18 protein-coding genes and 1 other RNA gene are annotated in these 16,325 nt (G+C 43.6%); 15 read left to right on the top strand and 4 right to left on the bottom strand.

The window, feature by feature from the left end:
• Positions 1 to 114: 114 nt before the first annotated feature.
• The 14 genes from CHH58_RS04220 to CHH58_RS04155 all read left to right on the top strand — a co-directional run bounded on the left by CHH58_RS04220 (position 115) and on the right by CHH58_RS04155 (position 13,750).
• Positions 115 to 1,638, top strand: a complete 1,524-nt coding sequence (locus tag CHH58_RS04220) for a phytoene desaturase family protein (protein WP_095262072.1) — start codon at positions 115 to 117, stop codon at positions 1,636 to 1,638.
• A complete protein-coding gene (locus CHH58_RS04215) occupies positions 1,635 to 3,116 on the top strand; it encodes a phytoene desaturase family protein (RefSeq protein ID WP_095262071.1) in 1,482 nt (493 codons plus the stop codon). Before CHH58_RS04220 ends, CHH58_RS04215 begins: the two co-directional genes overlap by 4 nt.
• Positions 3,085 to 3,939, top strand: coding sequence for a phytoene/squalene synthase family protein (locus tag CHH58_RS04210; protein WP_095227077.1), 855 nt, complete (start codon positions 3,085 to 3,087; stop codon positions 3,937 to 3,939). The genes CHH58_RS04215 and CHH58_RS04210 overlap by 32 nt, the downstream gene beginning before the upstream one ends.
• Positions 3,936 to 4,667, top strand: coding sequence for a carotenoid biosynthesis protein (locus CHH58_RS04205; protein ID WP_095227142.1), 732 nt, complete (start codon positions 3,936 to 3,938; stop codon positions 4,665 to 4,667). Before CHH58_RS04210 ends, CHH58_RS04205 begins: the two co-directional genes overlap by 4 nt.
• The gene (locus CHH58_RS04200) at positions 4,633 to 5,295 is read left to right on the top strand and encodes a lysophospholipid acyltransferase family protein (protein ID WP_170937518.1); all 663 of its coding nucleotides are present in this window, start codon (positions 4,633 to 4,635) and stop codon (positions 5,293 to 5,295) included. The genes CHH58_RS04205 and CHH58_RS04200 overlap by 35 nt, the downstream gene beginning before the upstream one ends.
• 16 nt (positions 5,296 to 5,311) lie before the next feature.
• Positions 5,312 to 6,433: a glycosyltransferase gene (locus CHH58_RS04195; protein ID WP_095227079.1), complete on the top strand. Its 1,122-nt coding sequence runs from the start codon at positions 5,312 to 5,314 to the stop codon at positions 6,431 to 6,433.
• Entirely contained in the window at positions 6,430 to 7,899 is a 1,470-nt protein-coding gene (locus CHH58_RS04190; protein ID WP_095262070.1) for a phytoene desaturase family protein, read from the top strand. Before CHH58_RS04195 ends, CHH58_RS04190 begins: the two co-directional genes overlap by 4 nt.
• Positions 7,900 to 7,922: 23 nt before the next feature.
• Entirely contained in the window at positions 7,923 to 8,963 is a 1,041-nt protein-coding gene (gene fni, locus CHH58_RS04185) for a type 2 isopentenyl-diphosphate Delta-isomerase (RefSeq protein ID WP_095227081.1), read from the top strand.
• 80 nt (positions 8,964 to 9,043) lie between these two features.
• The gene (locus tag CHH58_RS04180) at positions 9,044 to 9,478 is read left to right on the top strand and encodes a CotD family spore coat protein (protein WP_170937517.1); all 435 of its coding nucleotides are present in this window, start codon (positions 9,044 to 9,046) and stop codon (positions 9,476 to 9,478) included.
• Between the two features lie 80 nt (positions 9,479 to 9,558).
• Positions 9,559 to 10,128, top strand: a complete 570-nt coding sequence (locus CHH58_RS04175; protein ID WP_095227083.1) for an SLOG family protein — start codon at positions 9,559 to 9,561, stop codon at positions 10,126 to 10,128.
• Between the two features lie 75 nt (positions 10,129 to 10,203).
• Complete coding sequence (gene gpsB, locus CHH58_RS04170) at positions 10,204 to 10,578, top strand: cell division regulator GpsB (protein ID WP_095227084.1); 375 nt, start codon at positions 10,204 to 10,206, stop codon at positions 10,576 to 10,578.
• Positions 10,579 to 10,640: 62 nt separating this feature from the next.
• An RNA gene (gene rnpB / locus CHH58_RS04165) (RNase P RNA component class B) lies at positions 10,641 to 11,014 on the top strand.
• A 94-nt stretch (positions 11,015 to 11,108) separates the two neighbouring features.
• Entirely contained in the window at positions 11,109 to 12,242 is a 1,134-nt protein-coding gene (locus tag CHH58_RS04160; RefSeq protein ID WP_095227143.1) for a THUMP domain-containing class I SAM-dependent RNA methyltransferase, read from the top strand.
• 17 nt (positions 12,243 to 12,259) lie between these two features.
• Positions 12,260 to 13,750 (top strand): carboxypeptidase M32, encoded by a 1,491-nt coding sequence (locus tag CHH58_RS04155; RefSeq protein WP_095262069.1) that lies wholly within the window; start codon positions 12,260 to 12,262, stop codon positions 13,748 to 13,750.
• A gap of 34 nt (positions 13,751 to 13,784) precedes the next feature.
• On the opposite strand, the gene CHH58_RS04150 is transcribed toward CHH58_RS04155, so the two are convergent.
• Positions 13,785 to 14,315 carry a hypothetical protein gene (locus CHH58_RS04150; RefSeq protein WP_095232745.1) on the bottom strand — a complete coding sequence of 177 codons (531 nt, stop codon included), beginning with the start codon at positions 14,313 to 14,315 and terminating at the stop codon, positions 13,785 to 13,787.
• Positions 14,316 to 14,506: 191 nt separating this feature from the next.
• Between CHH58_RS04150 and CHH58_RS04145 the strand changes: the two genes are divergently transcribed.
• The gene (locus CHH58_RS04145; protein WP_095234082.1) at positions 14,507 to 14,788 is read left to right on the top strand and encodes a DUF6123 family protein; all 282 of its coding nucleotides are present in this window, start codon (positions 14,507 to 14,509) and stop codon (positions 14,786 to 14,788) included.
• Here CHH58_RS04145 and CHH58_RS04140 read toward each other — a convergent pair.
• The 3 genes from CHH58_RS04140 to CHH58_RS04130 all read right to left on the bottom strand — a co-directional run bounded on the left by CHH58_RS04140 (position 14,782) and on the right by CHH58_RS04130 (position 16,201).
• Entirely contained in the window at positions 14,782 to 15,174 is a 393-nt protein-coding gene (locus CHH58_RS04140; RefSeq protein WP_095227088.1) for a ribonuclease HI family protein, read from the bottom strand. The genes CHH58_RS04145 and CHH58_RS04140 overlap by 7 nt on opposite strands.
• Positions 15,175 to 15,186: 12 nt before the next feature.
• The gene (locus CHH58_RS04135; RefSeq protein WP_095227089.1) at positions 15,187 to 15,870 is read right to left on the bottom strand and encodes a queuosine precursor transporter; all 684 of its coding nucleotides are present in this window, start codon (positions 15,868 to 15,870) and stop codon (positions 15,187 to 15,189) included.
• 130 nt (positions 15,871 to 16,000) lie between these two features.
• Positions 16,001 to 16,201 (bottom strand): cold-shock protein, encoded by a 201-nt coding sequence (locus CHH58_RS04130; RefSeq protein ID WP_038560820.1) that lies wholly within the window; start codon positions 16,199 to 16,201, stop codon positions 16,001 to 16,003.
• Positions 16,202 to 16,325: the final 124 nt, after the last annotated feature.

The following is a 16,325-nucleotide window of genomic DNA, read 5'->3' as shown; positions in this document are numbered from 1 at the left end:
ACCTAAAGACCTAAAGTGTATTTACACTTTAGGTCTTTTTTAATTTATCGTTCGATAGGTTTCTCTATTAAGCGAACAGGGTATAGGGAATTATTCGGAATGGAGGTCTGACCGTTGACTAAGAAAAAAGTAGCAATCATCGGTGCTGGTCCTGGGGGTCTGACAGCAGGGATGCTGCTTGCAGCTAAAGGATACAAGGTAGAAATATATGAAAAAAATGATGTGATCGGCGGCAGGACTTCACGTTTGAAGCAGGGTGAATTCCAATTTGATCTTGGTGCAACTTTCTTTATGATGCCCCAGCTTCTAGAGGAGCTTTTTGAGGAAGCTGGCCGCAACCTAAACGATTATGTTCAGCTGCATCGGCTGGATCCATTATATACACTCCGGTTTGGGGACGTCACATTTACACCACGAGTTGATAGACAAGATATGCTGGATGAAATAGAACGGGTTTTTCCTGGCGAAAGCTTAGGTTTTATTCAGTTCATGGAAAAAGAGGGAGAGAAGTTCGACCGAGTGGAAAAGCTTCTACGCCGACCTTTCGTACATAGACGCACTTATTTAAGTAAGGAGGTCCTGCATGCCCTCCCGAAACTGGATATTTTCCAGACAGTATACAGTAGGCTTTCTACCTATTTTAATGATGAACGGTTGAAATATGCCTTTACTTTTCAAGCAAAATACTTAGGAATGTCTCCTTGGAAGTGCCCGGGGACGTTCACGATACTTTCGTATCTCGAACATAAGTTCGGTCTGTGCCATCCGATTGGAGGAGTCAACCGAATTTGCGAAGCGATGCGACAGGTGATTGAGGAATACGGAGGCGTGGTTCATACCGGAAAACCTGTTGCTCAGATCCTTATAGAAGGCAAGCAGGCGACAGGTCTTCGTCTGGAAGATGGACTTGATGTTCAAGCTGACGAAGTTATCATTAATGCAGATTATAGCTATAGCGTAAAGCATTTGTTCGAGGATAAATGGAAAAAGAAATTCGAGAAGAAAATTGAGAACAAAAAATATTCCTGCTCGACCTTTATGCTTTATCTAGGTTTGAAGCAAGAAGTTAATCTTCAGCATCATATGGTTGTCTTTGCTGATGATTACAAAAGGAATGTAGAGGAGATGACAGAACAGCTTGTCCTCTCAGAAGATCCTTCCGTTTACATCCATTATCCGACTAAAATCGATCCAACAACAGCACCTGGTGGGAAGTCTACAGCATATTTGCTGATGCCGGTGCCAAATACAGAGGCTGACATTGATTGGGAAGAAGCAAGTCCTCGTATGCGTCAGAAAATGCTTGATATTCTTGCACGTGAAACAGGTATAGAGAATATCGAGTCTCTGATTGAAACAGAATATTGTATCACACCGTCAGATTGGGAAGCGATGAATATCCAGCACGGAGCAGTATTTAATCTGGCACATTCACTAGATCAGATGATGTACAACCGACCACATAACCAAGTGAAAGAACTCTCCCATTGTTATCTTGTCGGCGGAGGAACACATCCAGGCAGCGGACTGCCGACTATTTTTCAGTCGGCTAAGATCAGTGCGGATCTAGTCGAGAAAAACAGTGAGGCTAAAACTTATCAATCGATAAAATCATCTCAAGAGAAGGTGACAATGTGAAGACGGCTATAATCGGTGCAGGTATTGGAGGACTCACAACTGCATTGCTTCTTGAAAGACAAGGACATCAAGTTACAGTCTTTGAACAGCAAGCAAATCCAGGGGGGCGTATGCAATACGAATCGGACGGCGACTTTCGCATTGACCAAGGACCGACAATCGTCCTCCTTCCCGATATGATTCGCAATGTTTTGGATGCATGCGCTATTCCGCAAAAAGAACTCGATCTCATAAAGTGTGATCCGCTTTACAGAATTCATTATGCGGATGGCACTGCTTATACAAAATACTCTGATCCAGCAAAACAGAAAGAAGAATTGTTTGCAAAGTTTCCAAATCAAGCAGCGCAATATGATCAATTCATGCACGATATGGAAAACGTATATCGGGTTGGAGTGAGTCAGTTTTTGGAGCAAGGATTTTCTAACAGGCTTCGTTTCTTTACAAAAAGCAATCTGCGCTTCCTCTACAAATCAAAGGCTTACCGTGACGTTCATAGCTTCATTAGTAATTATTTCACTGAACCGAAGCTACAGGATGCATATGCGCTGCAATCTCTGTATATAGGAGGCTCTCCTTATACGACACCCGCTATTTATGGTCTAATTTCTTATAGCGAGCATGCCCACGGTATCTGGTATGTCAAAGGTGGCTATGCAGGGTTGATCGACACGTTGGTTTCGTATTGTGAAGAACGCGGCGTCACACTTCAATACAATGCAAAAGTGGATAAGATACAGCAGAAAGGGAAAAGAGTGAGCGGAATTGAGGTGGACGGAGTATTCCAGCCTTTTAATAATGTGGTGTACAACGGTGATTTTCCTGCCATTCATTCAATACTTGACGATAAAAAAGCAAAAAAGAAAAAGCAGCCTGCGGCCTCCAGTGGCTGTCTACTTATCTATGCAGGAACCAATCGGAGTTGGGAAGAGCTGCAAACGCATCAATTTGTTCTTCCTGATCAGTTCCGGCAAAATATGGAAGCTATTTTTGAATCTCGAACTATTCCAGAAGATCCTTCATTCTACATATTCAACCCTAGTTCATTGGATACATCTTGTGCTCCTGCTGGAAAGTCGGCTTTATATTTTCTTGTTCCTGTTCCATCTGGCGATCATATCAACTGGGACCAGCAGCAAGATCTGCTCGTTGAACGCGTTCTCCATAAAGCAGAGCAAACACTCCTGCCAGGATTATTGGACTCGATCGAATGGCTGAAGGTGAGGACACCGGCGGATGCGAGTCAGGCTGGATTGTACCAAGGGGGGAGCTTTGGAATCGCTCCCAACCTGCTGCAATCTGGAGGATTCCGCCCACAGAACAAGCCATTTGGCATTGAAGGACTTTTTGCTGTCGGAGCTTCTGTCCATCCTGGTGGAGGTGTGCCGATCGTCATGCAAGGAGCAAAGAACTTAAGTGATCTTATTATGAGTGAGGTGGGAGACTATGCTCAAGAAACAGTACGCAAAAGCGTGTGAAAAGGCGATGAAGCAGCATTCCGCGAGCTTTTATCAGGCTTTTCGCGAGCTTCCTTCTCCGCGTAAGGAAGCTGTGTTCGTTATTTATACATTCTGCCGAATGATTGATGACAGCATGGATGAACCTGAAAATAGCGTTTATACCCTAGACGAGCTGGAGTGGCACTTTCAACATCTCAGTAAAGCTGAAGGGCACTTTATCTGGCCTTCCCTGCGCTGGCTATTCGACACTTTCCCCAATCTGGAACCAGCGCCTTTCTTCACCCAGATTAAGGGCCAGAGGATGGATGAGATGCACACACATTATAAGACATTTGAACAGTTGGAAGACTACTGCTACCATGTAGCCGGATCTGTCGGCGAAATGCTGCTGCCGGTATTGCACGATTATCCTTCGGAAAAAATTATAAAAGCAGGAATCAAGCTTGGAAAGGCGATGCAAATCGTCAATATCCTGAGGGATGTCGGAGAAGACTTGGAACGGGGCCGACGATATATCCCGCTATCCATTCTGGCGGCATATGACTATTCGGAAGAAGCGTTTTATGCTCAGGAATTATCCATTTCGTTTCGACAGGTAATTGACGACCTGATAAATACAGCTAACAATTGGTTCGAAGAAGGACTGGAAGGGCTGAATACGTATCCAGAATCGAGCGCATTCGCAATCACTTTGGCTAGCAGCTATTATGCAGCCATTATGGATGTAATCAAAGAGAATGATTATGATGTGTTCCATAAGCGTGCTTATGTACCGCAGTCTCGTAAACTAGTACTCTACCAAACAGCTAAAAAGGCTAGGAAAAGGGAATCAATTACATGATGTACCGTATCTTTGCTGTTTGGTTGTTCATTGGGCTTGTGCTTCTTTTATTTTGGGAGCTTCCGGAATGGCTGTATTTCGCTAATAGTATCTTTATGATTCTCTATACGGCAGCGGTACTGGTAGAAAGTAAAACCCACTTTTTCAGTAAAACAAAAATGAGTAAGACGTTCACTGTTCTGTTTCTTATTGGAGTTACTACACTGTTGATTGAGGCACTGAGCGTTTATACCGGATTTCCCTTTGGTGAATACGAATACACGACGATGCTCGGTTATCACGTGTTAGGAGTACCTTTTACAATTGCCATTGCTTGGGTTGGTTTTATTATTAACAGCACTATGATCAGCACACAGCAAAATAAGTGGCTGCGTGCTTTAGAAACAGGTGTATGGGTCGTATTCATCGATTTCATACTTGATCCTGCCGCATTAGCATGGGAGTTCTGGCAATGGGATAACGGCGGCTTTTATTATGGAATACCCGCGACGAATTTTATTACTTGGTTTTTCCTTGCTGCCGTTTTGTCATTGTTGCTTCCTTTACAAAAGGGTGCAAAGCCGTCAGTCCAGTCTTATCGTTTATTGGAATTGATGTTCCTGTTTTTCGGTCTGTTGGCTCTGAAAAAAGGTTTCATCCTTGTTGCTTGTCTGGCCATTCTGTTCATTCTTCTTACAGAAGGGAGGAGAGTGCTTGATTCAAGCAGAAAAAAAGCGCTGGTTCATTGAACTTTTCGCCGCTTATCAACGTTATTATTTACTTCCCCGTAACTTTGAACGGGTTGAAGCTACCGGACATGTCCAGGTGCCAGAAAAACCAGCAATATTTATAGCAAATCACAGCTCCTGGTGGGATGGTCTGTTAATTTTTCAAGCCACTGAAAAGCATTTAGAGGGTAATCATTATATGCTGATGGCCCAAGAAGGACTGGAAACGTATCGCTTCTTTCGCAAGCTCGGTGCTTTCTCAATTGATAAAACAAGAATTCGCGATGTTGTCGCTTCCCTTCAGTATGCGAGACAGTTGTTGGAATCGGGCAGCTACATTTGGCTTTTTCCGCAGGGACAGATTTTACATCAAGACCAGAGACCATATCTTTTTGAGGCAGGAATAGGGTATTTGCTGCATCAGAAGCCGGTCCCAGTTGTTCCGGTCACCTTGCATTATCATTTTGGAGAAGAAAAGAAACCTATTGCATCATTGCACTTCGGTGAACCAATTCATGAGGACTGGGAAAGCATGACGAGAACCAGTGTGAGTTTGTATTTATCGAAACTGCTGGAGGAACAAGCAGACGAGCATAAACAGACGATCATCGGAGGACAGCATATAGAGCCCCAGGAACAGATCAGCTAGGGAGGGAGAAGCATTTATGTTTGTATTATTACTTATCATCATCTTCCTGCTTCTTCTTCAGCTAATCTGGGTGCTATATAACAGTACAGCTTTTCCTAAAAGCCCAATAAGAGCGAGTACACCGATAAAGCCACTGAGTATATTGATACCAGCACGTAATGAAGCAGATAATATTGAACGCTTACTTGAAAGCCTGATCCCACAGCAGGACTACATAAAAGAAATCCTTGTATTGGATGATCAATCAACAGATGAAACATCCACTGTTGTACGTCAATTTCAGCAAAAGCTTTGCAACTTAAAACTATATCAGGGCAAGGAGCTGCCTTATGGTTGGACTGGGAAAAACTTTGCTTGTCAGCAATTAGGGGAATATGCGGAAGGGGAATGGCTGTTGTTCCTAGATGCGGATGTAACAGTGGAAAAAAAGGGACTAGCGTTACTTCAGCCATATCTTGACAGGAATTATCGTATGATATCCGCGTTTCCTAGGCAGCGAGTGCATACCTTTCTTGAACGCATGCTTGTTCCGTTCATGATGTTCCTCGTTATTTGCCACTTACCAATCCGACAAGTAATGAGAACTCAAGATCCTAAATTTACAGCAGCTCACGGCGCATTTATCTGTATCGACAAGGAAAGTTATCAAAACGCAGGCAGTCATGCAGCGATCAAATCGGCCATAGTGGATGATATGGAACTGATGCGCCTTATGAAGCGATCTCAGTTTCCAGTCGCTTTGCTTCGCGGTGAGAAGTTCGCGAGTATGCGGATGTATGAAACGAACCGTTCCGTATGGCTAGGATTCCGTAAAAATATTTTTACAGGGACTGGAAGCAATATATTCCTTACTTTATTTATTTGTTTGTTATATGCACTTATATATGTGTTACCAACGGTTTGCTTAGTTTTCGGATTGATAATTGGAGACATGCAGATTGTACTCGCAGCGGCTACAGCTTATTTAATAGGAGCAATCATTAAGGTTTTCATTGATTTCCAGGCGAAAACAAGCTGGTATACGTCCTTTCTCTATCCTATCGGATGCAGCTGCTTTATTTTGCTTGCTCTGGATGCAATACGGATTCATAAGCAGGGAGAGGGATATGAATGGAAAGGCAGGAGATATTACGAATGAAACGGGCCGTTATTATAGGGGGCGGATTAGGCGGTTTAACGACCAGTATTTACCTTGCCCACGCTGGCTGGGATGTTAAAATTCTTGAGAAGAACAAAACACTTGGCGGTAAGCTCCAACAGGTTAATAAAGGTGGTTTCCACTTTGATCTGGGGCCTAGCACCATCACACTAAAGCATATCTTTGAACAAGTATTTCATGATACAGGGCGAGACAGCCGGAATTATTTGACCTTCTATCCAATTTCCCCAATCGGAAAGAATTTCTTTCCGGATAGGAACGTTGTCGAACTGACACCGGATGTTGAGAGGATGCAGGAGCAACTAGCCGTCTACAGCAAAGCTGATGCAAAAGCCTATCCTGCTTTCCTTTCTGAAAGCAGAAGGCTGTTTCAGATTTCTGAAAAGGCATTTCTTCATAAACCACTCTTTCTATGGCAGGAAAAGCTGCAGCCTGGGCTTTTGCACAATTTTGCCAAGATTCGTCCGACGCAATCATTTCAAGCTTTATTAAAAAAGTACTTTCGACATCCGAATACCTTACGCCTTTTCGGCAGGTACGCGACATATGTTGGTTCCTCTCCTTTTCAGGCGCCATCCATTTTCGCAATGCTTGCATTTTTGGAAGCAGGGGAAGGAGTTTATGGCATTAAAGGCGGCACGTATAAACTTGTGGAAGCATTTGAAAAGCTTGCTGTGGAATTAGGGGTTACCATTGAAACAGAAACAGATGTGACCAGTATACGGACATGTAAAGGGGCGGTAACAGGGGTTACGACTACCAAAGGTGACTATGCTTGTGATACGCTTATCGGAAACGGAGATGCCCTAAGTATGTACAGCGGACTGCTGGATGAGTCTGATCGACCGCATTTTTCTGATCATAAAATAAAGAAAGTAGAGCCTTCTTTGTCTGGCTTTACAATGCTTTTAGGTGTTAAAAAGCGCTACGCACAATTAGCTCACCATAATGTTTTCTTCCCGCCCGATTATCAAGCAGAATTTACATCGATTTTTAAGAAAAACCTTTATATCAAGGAGCCGACACTTTATATTTGTTTTTCTGGAGCAAGTGAACCAGACCTTGCACCTGCAAGCATGAGCAATTTATTTGTTCTTGCTAACGCACCGTATCTTACTGGTATGAACCAGCTGCAGGATAAGGAACTGTATAAAGAACAGCTTATAAAGCAGCTTGAAGATAAAGGGCTTACTGCTTTATCGGAATCAATTATCATGGAAGAACTTCAGACCCCAGCTGATTTAGCCGTTCGCACGCGTGCATTTCGGGGAGCTATATATGGAATGAGTTCAAACAATCTTCAGCAAGCCTTTTTCCGAATACCGAATAAAGATACACTTATCAAAGGTCTTTGGTTTGCAGGTGGTTCAACACACCCAGGCGGTGGTACACCAATGGTCACATTAAGCGGAAAACTTACAGCACAAGCAATAATGCAGGGATAGGTTTAGAACCAGGGGGAAACAGGATGACAGACAGATCCATACATAACCGTAAGGATGAACATATACATATTACGTTGAATGAACAGGTACAAGGAAAAGGTATCTCAACTGGCTTCGAATTGTACCGATTCGAGCATCAGGCTCTTCCTGAAATCAGCTTCGATACAATTGATACTAGCGCCACATTTCTTCGAAAACAAGTGAAAGTGCCTTTTCTGATCAGCAGTATGACCGGCGGCACACCCCGTGCCCATGAGATTAACCGGAACTTAGCAAGTGCTGCCGAAGAAAAAGGCTGGGCACTCGGGCTTGGATCCAGTCGAGTGGCGCTGGAAAATGAGACGGCCGCTGCAAGTTTTCAGCTTCGGGAAGAAGCTCCAAGCATTCCTATTTTCGCAAATATTGGTGCTGTCCAGCTGAATTATGGTTATGGACCTGATGAATGCAGTCAAATCGTTCGTTTGACAGGTGCAGATGCCATTGTGCTACATCTTAATAGCATGCAGGAAATTTTCCAGGATGAGGGAGATACTGATTTCAGCGGTCTTTTGTCTAAAATTGCGAAAGTAGCAGATACATTGTCTGTACCTGTCGGAGTCAAGGAAGTGGGCTTTGGGATTGCTCCTGACACATGCAGACAGCTAATCGAAGCAGGCGTACAATTCATTGATACAGCAGGTGCTGGCGGTACTTCTTGGATTGAAGTAGAGAAATATCGTTCTCAGAATACTATAAAGCAAAGAGCTGCATCAGCATTTCTTGATTGGGGCCTTCCGACAGCCAAATGCGTCGAACAGCTGAGTAGAATGCCCGAACCTCCTGAATGCCTAATTGCCAGCGGAGGAATTACGAATGGCGCGGATGCAGCTAAAGCAATTGCTTTAGGGGCAGACATGGCAGGCTACGGACGTTCCATTTTACCGGAAGCAGTGGATTCGAAAGAAGCACTGCTTGAACGCTTCGAGCAGCTGGAACTTGAGCTGCGGATCAGCATGTTCGGAATTGGGGTTCAAAACTTGGAGGCATTAAAAAATACGGACAGGTTAATCAGTCAAAACGCCTGAAATATAGGTGACTGTCATAGTACATGTTCTTTCGCCCTTTCATATGTTATAGAGAATCCAATACAGAAAGGGGAAAGAACATGCGTAAAAGACATTGCTGTCCTCCTCCGCGTCCAGTCCATTGTGGTCCAGTGCACTGCGGAACGAAGACGATAGTCGATCCTGTTATCAACAATGTAGAACACACTTACTCTGAAGAGGTAATTGAGCATATACACCCAGTTCATACAACAGTGGTGAACCATCATAAGGTGAAGAATGTCCACGCGTATCCACATACGACTTCTTTTGCTAATGAACAATCGATGGAGCAGACACATCTTAGCCCGACTCACAACAGCCCACCGAGACCGAATCCTTGCAAGGACTGTGGTCCGATGCCAATGGCTATGCCTATGCAGGCGCCAATGCCAATGCCGCAGCAGGTAAGCCCGCAAATGTACCAGCCAATGCCTGAGCAGCCAAAACCGCAAATGGCACCAAAACCTAAACCAACGCAGAAAAAGTGGTACTAATAGTCCTATTAGAGCTGGCGTCAGCCAGCTCTTTTATGTTTAGATAGAAACAGTGAAAAGAAGAGGAGCGCATGTCCCTAATGAAGAAATTATACGTTACTGGATACAAGCACTACGAAATGGGAATCTTTAAAATGAGTGATCCTCGTGTGCATTATATCAAGCAAACAATACGGGACAAGCTGCTCGGTCTGATTGAAACTGGATTGGAATGGGTGCTCCTGTCAGGACAGACTGGTGTAGAGTTGTGGACAGCCCAGGTTGTACTTGATTTAAAGGAAGAGGAATATGATATCCAGCTTGCTGTCATCCCGCCTTTTGATAATCAGGACGCGCGCTGGTCCGAAGATCTGCAGGAGGAGTACCAAGAAGTGATCATGCTTGCTGATTTTTACCAGCCGATATATGAAGGTGACTATAAGGGACCATATCAATTCAAGGCACGTGATAAATGGATGCTGTCAAAAACAGAGGCTGCTCTTGTTATGTTTGACGAAAACCAGACAGGCAGTATCGATTTTTTCCTGAAAGAAGCACGCAGCTATCAAGAAGCGCATGATTATGGGCTCTACTATATAACTGCGCTGGATTTACAGGACACACTTGAGCGGGAACAGATGAACGATCCTACTTATTGGGACCAGACATGAGAAGAAAATTGACAATCACGGATGAGTTTGAAAGAATGTACTTATATACAATTGTATAAATGAGGTGACTTGTGTATGGCTTTGGCAAACATCCAACTGACACAAAAAGATATCTTTGAAAAGAATTTTAAAACAGGTATGCGTGGTTATAACCAAGATGAAGTCGATGAGTATTTGGATAAGATCATTCAGGATTATGAAACATTCCAAAAAGAAATCGATCGGCTGAAAAGTGAGAATGAACGTCTTAGACAGCAGCAGTCCTCGAACGACACAACCAGATCATCCAGATCTGTACAGCAGCCAAAAGAACAAGCTCCACAGCCAGCTGCTCCTGTGCGAGAGCGAGAGACACAGATGAATCATCAAGTGAATTATGACATCCTTAAACGTCTGTCCAATTTGGAAAAGGCCGTTTTCGGGAAAAAATTCGCTGAGAATGATGTTTGATGCTGGGCGGTCTTGACTATTGACGTCGAACCGCGTACAATAGGTTAGCAACTTAAAAATGAATGTTTGAGTAATCGCTGCAGTGATGCAGAGGAAAGTCCATGCTCACACAGGCTGAGATGCTTGTAGTGTTCGTGCTTGGCGAATTCATAAGCCAAGGTAGCAGTAATGCTAACGGCAGGCAGAAAGCCTAAGTCTTCGGATATGGCTGACATGTCTTGAAAGTGCCACAGTGACGTAGTCAGCTTGGAAACTTGCTGAGTGGAACGAGGTAAACCCCACGAGTGAGCAACCCAAATGTTGGTAGGGGCACCCTTGATTATGGGAATTCAACCTAAAAAGGGACAAGCGATGAGCTTGTAGATAGATGATTACTACCGTTGTACGAGGCTGACCACCGCTCGCAGTGCATCGGTACAGAACATGGCTTACAGAACATTCATTTGGTCCACTGTATACAACAAACAGCCCTTTCTAACTGGTTTCAGCTAGAGAGGGCTTTTTAATACATAAAAGCGAGGTTTTACATGATGAAAAGGCAAGTGACCCTGATTGCCACTGCTGCGATGGGATTGGAATCTGTTGTTGCACGCGAAGTGAAGCAGCTGGGCTATGAAGATGTACAAGTAGACAATGGCAGAGTAGTATTTCAAGCGGATCCGTCCGCTATTGTACGCTGCAATCTCTGGCTTCGGACAGCTGATCGTATTAAAGTGCTCGTCGGAGAATTCAAGGCGACTACTTTTGATGAGCTCTTTGAACAGACAAAGGCATTGCCGTGGGAAACGTACATACAGGAAAACGGAGAATTCCCGGTAATCGGAAAAAGTATCAAATCGACGCTTTATAGTGTCCCTGATTGTCAACGCATCGTAAAGAAGGCGGTAGTAGAAAGACTGAAACAGAAGCATGGCATTGCTTCCTGGTTGGATGAGTCAGGTCCAAGACACCGAATTGAAGTGGCTATCTTGAAGGATACGGTCAGTTTGACATTGGACACAAGCGGTACAGGGTTGCATAAACGCGGCTATCGCGTCGGGCAAGGCGAAGCACCGATTAAAGAAACACTTGCAGCTGCGATGGTGCTTTTGACGAATTGGCGTCCGGAATTTCCACTTCATGATCCATTCTGCGGTAGCGGCACGATTGCCATCGAAGCCGCACTAATCGGTCAGAACATTGCTCCTGGATTTAACCGCGAATTTGATGCCGAAAACTGGCATTGGATTAAATCCGACCTATGGGAAAAGGCGCTGGAAGAAGCAGAGGATTTAGCTAATTATGATCAAGAACTCCATATTTCCGGTTCGGATATCGACCATAAAATGGTGGAAATTGCGAAGGCAAATAGTATTGAAGCGGGTCTTGGCGAATTGGTCAACTGGAGACAGATGCAGGTGGCGGATTGGAATCCAAAGCAGGATAATGGTTATATGATAACGAATCCGCCTTATGGGGAAAGATTGGGAGATCGCCCTGATGTGGAAAAGGCCTATAAAGAGCTAGGCTCCATTATGAAGGATAACCCTTCTTGGAGCGGTTATATCTTAACATCTCATGAAGGCTTTGAAACATTCTATGGCAAACAGGCAACTAAGAAACGCAAGCTTTTCAACGGTTTTATCAAGACCGATTATTATCAGTATTTCGGTAAACATATCTGAAAAAGGGAGCGGATAGTATGTCAGATGCAACACAGCAATATTGGGACTTGATCAAGGAACAAAAAGCTTATGAAGAAGCAATTGCCCTCATGCATTGGGACTTGCGGACGAAAGCACCGAAAGCCGGTATGGAATATCGGGCTGAAGCGATAAGCTATTTATCACAGCAGTCGCATCGTCTATCCACATCTGACAAACTGAAAGAACTGATTGATGAACTTAAGCCGATCGCCGAGGACGAAATTCTAATCAAATCACTAGCTGAGAGTGAAAAAGAATACGATCGCAACAAGAAAATTCCTGAAGCAGAGTTTAAAGCATATATCATGCTTCAATCCAAAGCCGAATCCGTTTGGGGAGAAGCAAGGGAGAAAGGAGATTTCGGTTTGCTCCAGCCATATTTGGAGGAGCTGGTCACCTATAAGAAGAAATTCGCTTCCTATTGGAATGCTGAACAGCATGCTTATGACGTTCTGTTGGATATGTATGAGCCCGGCGTGACGATGGAGACACTGGACGAAGTGTTCTCAGCATTACGCAAATCTCTTACAAATTTACTTGAGCAAATCAAACAATCGGACGTGAAACCAGACACTAGTGTGCTTCAGACACCTTTCTCAAAGGAACAGCAAAAAGCTTTCACAATTTCTGTCCTGGAAAAAATGGGCTATGACTTCGAAGCGGGAAGACTGGACGATACAATTCACCCATTTGAAATCACACTGAACCCGAAGGATGTCCGAATTACAACTCGTTACGATGAAGAAGACTTCCGTATGGCTGTCTTCGGCACAATTCACGAAGGCGGACATGCGCTGTACGAGCAGAACATAGCAGAAACATTAGCGGCAACTCCTTTAGCAAGCGGAACGAGCATGGGAATCCATGAATCTCAGTCTCTATTCTGGGAAAACTTCGTCGCACGAAGCGAAGTTTTCTGGAAGGGGCATTTTGAAGAATTCAAAACGTATGCTCCTGCATCATTACAAGAGATTGATTTTAACACCTTCTATCAGGCGGTGAATGAAGTAAAAGCATCATTCATCCGGATCGAGGCTGACGAATTGACATACGCATTACATATCATGATTCGTTATGAACTGGAGAAGGCATTATTCAAAGATGAAATTGCGGTGAAAGATTTGCCGAAGATCTGGAATAGTAAGATGGAAGAGTACCTTGGTATTGTGCCTGAAAGTGATGCTCAAGGTGTTCTGCAGGATATCCACTGGTCAGGTGGGGACTTCGGCTATTTCCCATCGTACGCACTAGGTTATATGTATGCAGCACAGTTCCATGCCAAAATGCAGGAGTCTTTGGATATAGATAATCTGATAGAAAAAGGCGACTTTGCCCCGATTAAAGCATGGTTAACGGATCAAATCCATCAATATGGAAAAGCAAAGAAGCCGTTGGAATTGCTGCAGGAAGTAACAGGTGAAGGATTGAATGCTGACTATCTTGTAACCTATTTGACGGAGAAATACAGTAAAATCTATCAATTATAAAAAAACGATGCAGAGTAATCTGCATCGTTTTTCTTTAGCTTAGAGCTGCTGCCATATCTGGTACTTGCAAGCCAGCGTCTTTATAGATTCCTTCCAAGTCGGTCTGGAAAGTATCAAATTGTGTCTGAGCTGCATCGAGGTTCGGCTCTGTTTCAGAGGCATCGATAGCTTTGCTCACTTCCTCGAAGTATGCTTTTAAAGAATCAAGTGAAGCTGTAAAGGCTTCTTTCTCTTCATCCGGAAGATTGCTTTCCAGCTTGTAATCTGCAAGCTTAGCTGCGCCTTCATCAGCTGCTTTTTTGGCAGCCTCAGCAGTTGTTTTGATAACATCATCTGTGGACTCTTCGTCAGCTACTGCAGTCTGATAAGCTGCAATTGGTGCATAATTAGGACTGAAATCCGCTGTGAAATCCATTTGCGTATGTAGCAGTTCCTTTTTGACATCTGTCGTTTCTGTCTTTTCCGAACCGCTGTCTGATTTACTTTGTGAATCAGCACTTGAACAACCTGTTGCAAAGATGGCTACGATAGCCGTTAACGCAAGCAAATACATAAGCTTTTTCACGCTAACATCCCCTTTCTAATTGGCTTTTTTAGTTTAATGCTAACTTTTTGAATTGTAAATACTTAGGAGAAATGTTGCGCAAGTTAGAAAAATCTAATAAATCCAATAAAACGGAATTATCATTAAATCATTGAAACCGCAAACAAGAATGCTATAATAAAAGTCGGATTCTGATAAAGGGGTTTTGCGAGTTGACGAAACATAGCTTGGCCTATTTTCTGGACGATTTATGGGCAAAAGGATTCAAACTGACAGACGAAGACGTACAATTCATCTATTTTGGCAAAAATTATGCCAATGCTCCTGATTGGAAGGTTATTTTTGCTGTACAAGTGACGTTGCGATTCCAGCATGCCTTTGACGGCAGCTTCTATCTTAGTGTGCTTGATTTAATAGGAGAAGCTAAGATACATACAAAAAAACAAGCAGAAGATCTGCTTGCGAGGAAAGGATTTCAGCTTCAATATCATTGATTCTGCCGAATCGCATCCCGAGCAAGCTGATCAGCTGCTTTGTTTTGTTTTTCCGGTATCCATTTAATGAAGAAATAAGGAAACTGCCGGCTAAGCTGCATGATTTGTTCTAATAGTGGCTGGAATTCCTTGTTCTTCGTATGTTCCTTATCTATTGCTTGTACTGCCGCTTGGGAATCAGAACGTAAGGAAATTATTGCGTCGGGGTAATCGCTCTGACAGATTGTCAGTGCTTTGATGATGGCCCAAAACTCGGCTTGATGATTTGTCATCATTCCGAGCGGTACACTGTAAGTCTGACGTGTTCCATCATTTATAATTACGATACCTGCACCGCTTTGCCCTGGATTACCACTAGTGGCACCATCCGTATATACCTCGATCAATATCTATTCCCCCTAATCGTTGATCTGCCTGTACATCCGTTTTGCGCCATAAAGAAACGGTGTCGAAATGATGCTGACCACGAATTTCAACAAATACGTCGAGATGAAGATCTCAATCCATACTGACCATTCATATGTTCCTGCGAAGGCGATCGTACAGAAAACGAGCGTATCCAGCAGCTGGCTGAGCATCGTGCTGCCATTGTTTCGCACCCAAAGGAATTTATCATCTGGGAGCATTCTCTTGACGAGGGCATAAAGCCAGACATCTACATATTGGCTGATGCCGTATGCAATCAAGCTTCCAAGTGCTACTCGCGGCAGGAATCCAAATATTGTACTGAGGGATGAATGCGCAATGTCGCTTGGCGCCGGGTCGAACACGAGAACAATCTGCATGATGATTGTCATGATGATCAGGGTAGAGAAGCCGAGACCAACTGCTTTTCTTGCGATTTTCTTACCATAATTCTCATTTAGTATATCTGAAGCCAAGAAGATGGTTCCATATATGATATTTCCCATTGTCGCTGTTAAACCGAACAGCTCGATTGTCTTCGTAACCTGGATATTCGCCAATACTGTAGCCATACCAACCCACACGAACAATCCAAGACGTCCGAACAGTCGATACATGATTAACAGCAGGACAAAATTTATAATCGAAAAGACAATCCAAAGCAAATCGTTATTCAATGCTGCTCCTCCTAGTGAAAAAACATTAGACAATGGAAGAGTATACGCGCTTTTCCAAATGGATGCAACTTAGGGAAAAAGGTGTATACCAAAAAAGCGGCAACCCATTGGATTGCCGCTTAGAGTTATATTAGACTTTTTCTACGTTAGCTGCTTGAGGTCCTCTTTCTCCTTCGATTACTTCAAAGGATACTTCCTGACCTTCTTCAAGATTCTTGAAGCCTTCTTCCTGGATGGCGGAGTAATGTACAAACACATCGTTACCGTCCTCTACTTGAATGAATCCGTAACCTTTTTCAGCGTTGAACCACTTTACAATTCCGTTTGGCATATTCCTTATCCTCCTAAAAGACGTTTCACAGAAAACGCATGTAGTAATGCAAAAAAGACGTGCATGAATTAAAAAAGGCAGTCTGCTAGAAGGGCGGAATTACTTAGCTCTTCTAGCAAGCTGC

This window comes from Terribacillus saccharophilus (assembly GCF_002272745.1).
Taxonomy (GTDB): domain Bacteria; phylum Bacillota; class Bacilli; order Bacillales; family Amphibacillaceae; genus Terribacillus; species Terribacillus saccharophilus_B.
The sequence above is the reverse complement of the archived record's forward strand: the minus strand, read 5'-3'. Positions and strand labels throughout refer to the sequence as shown.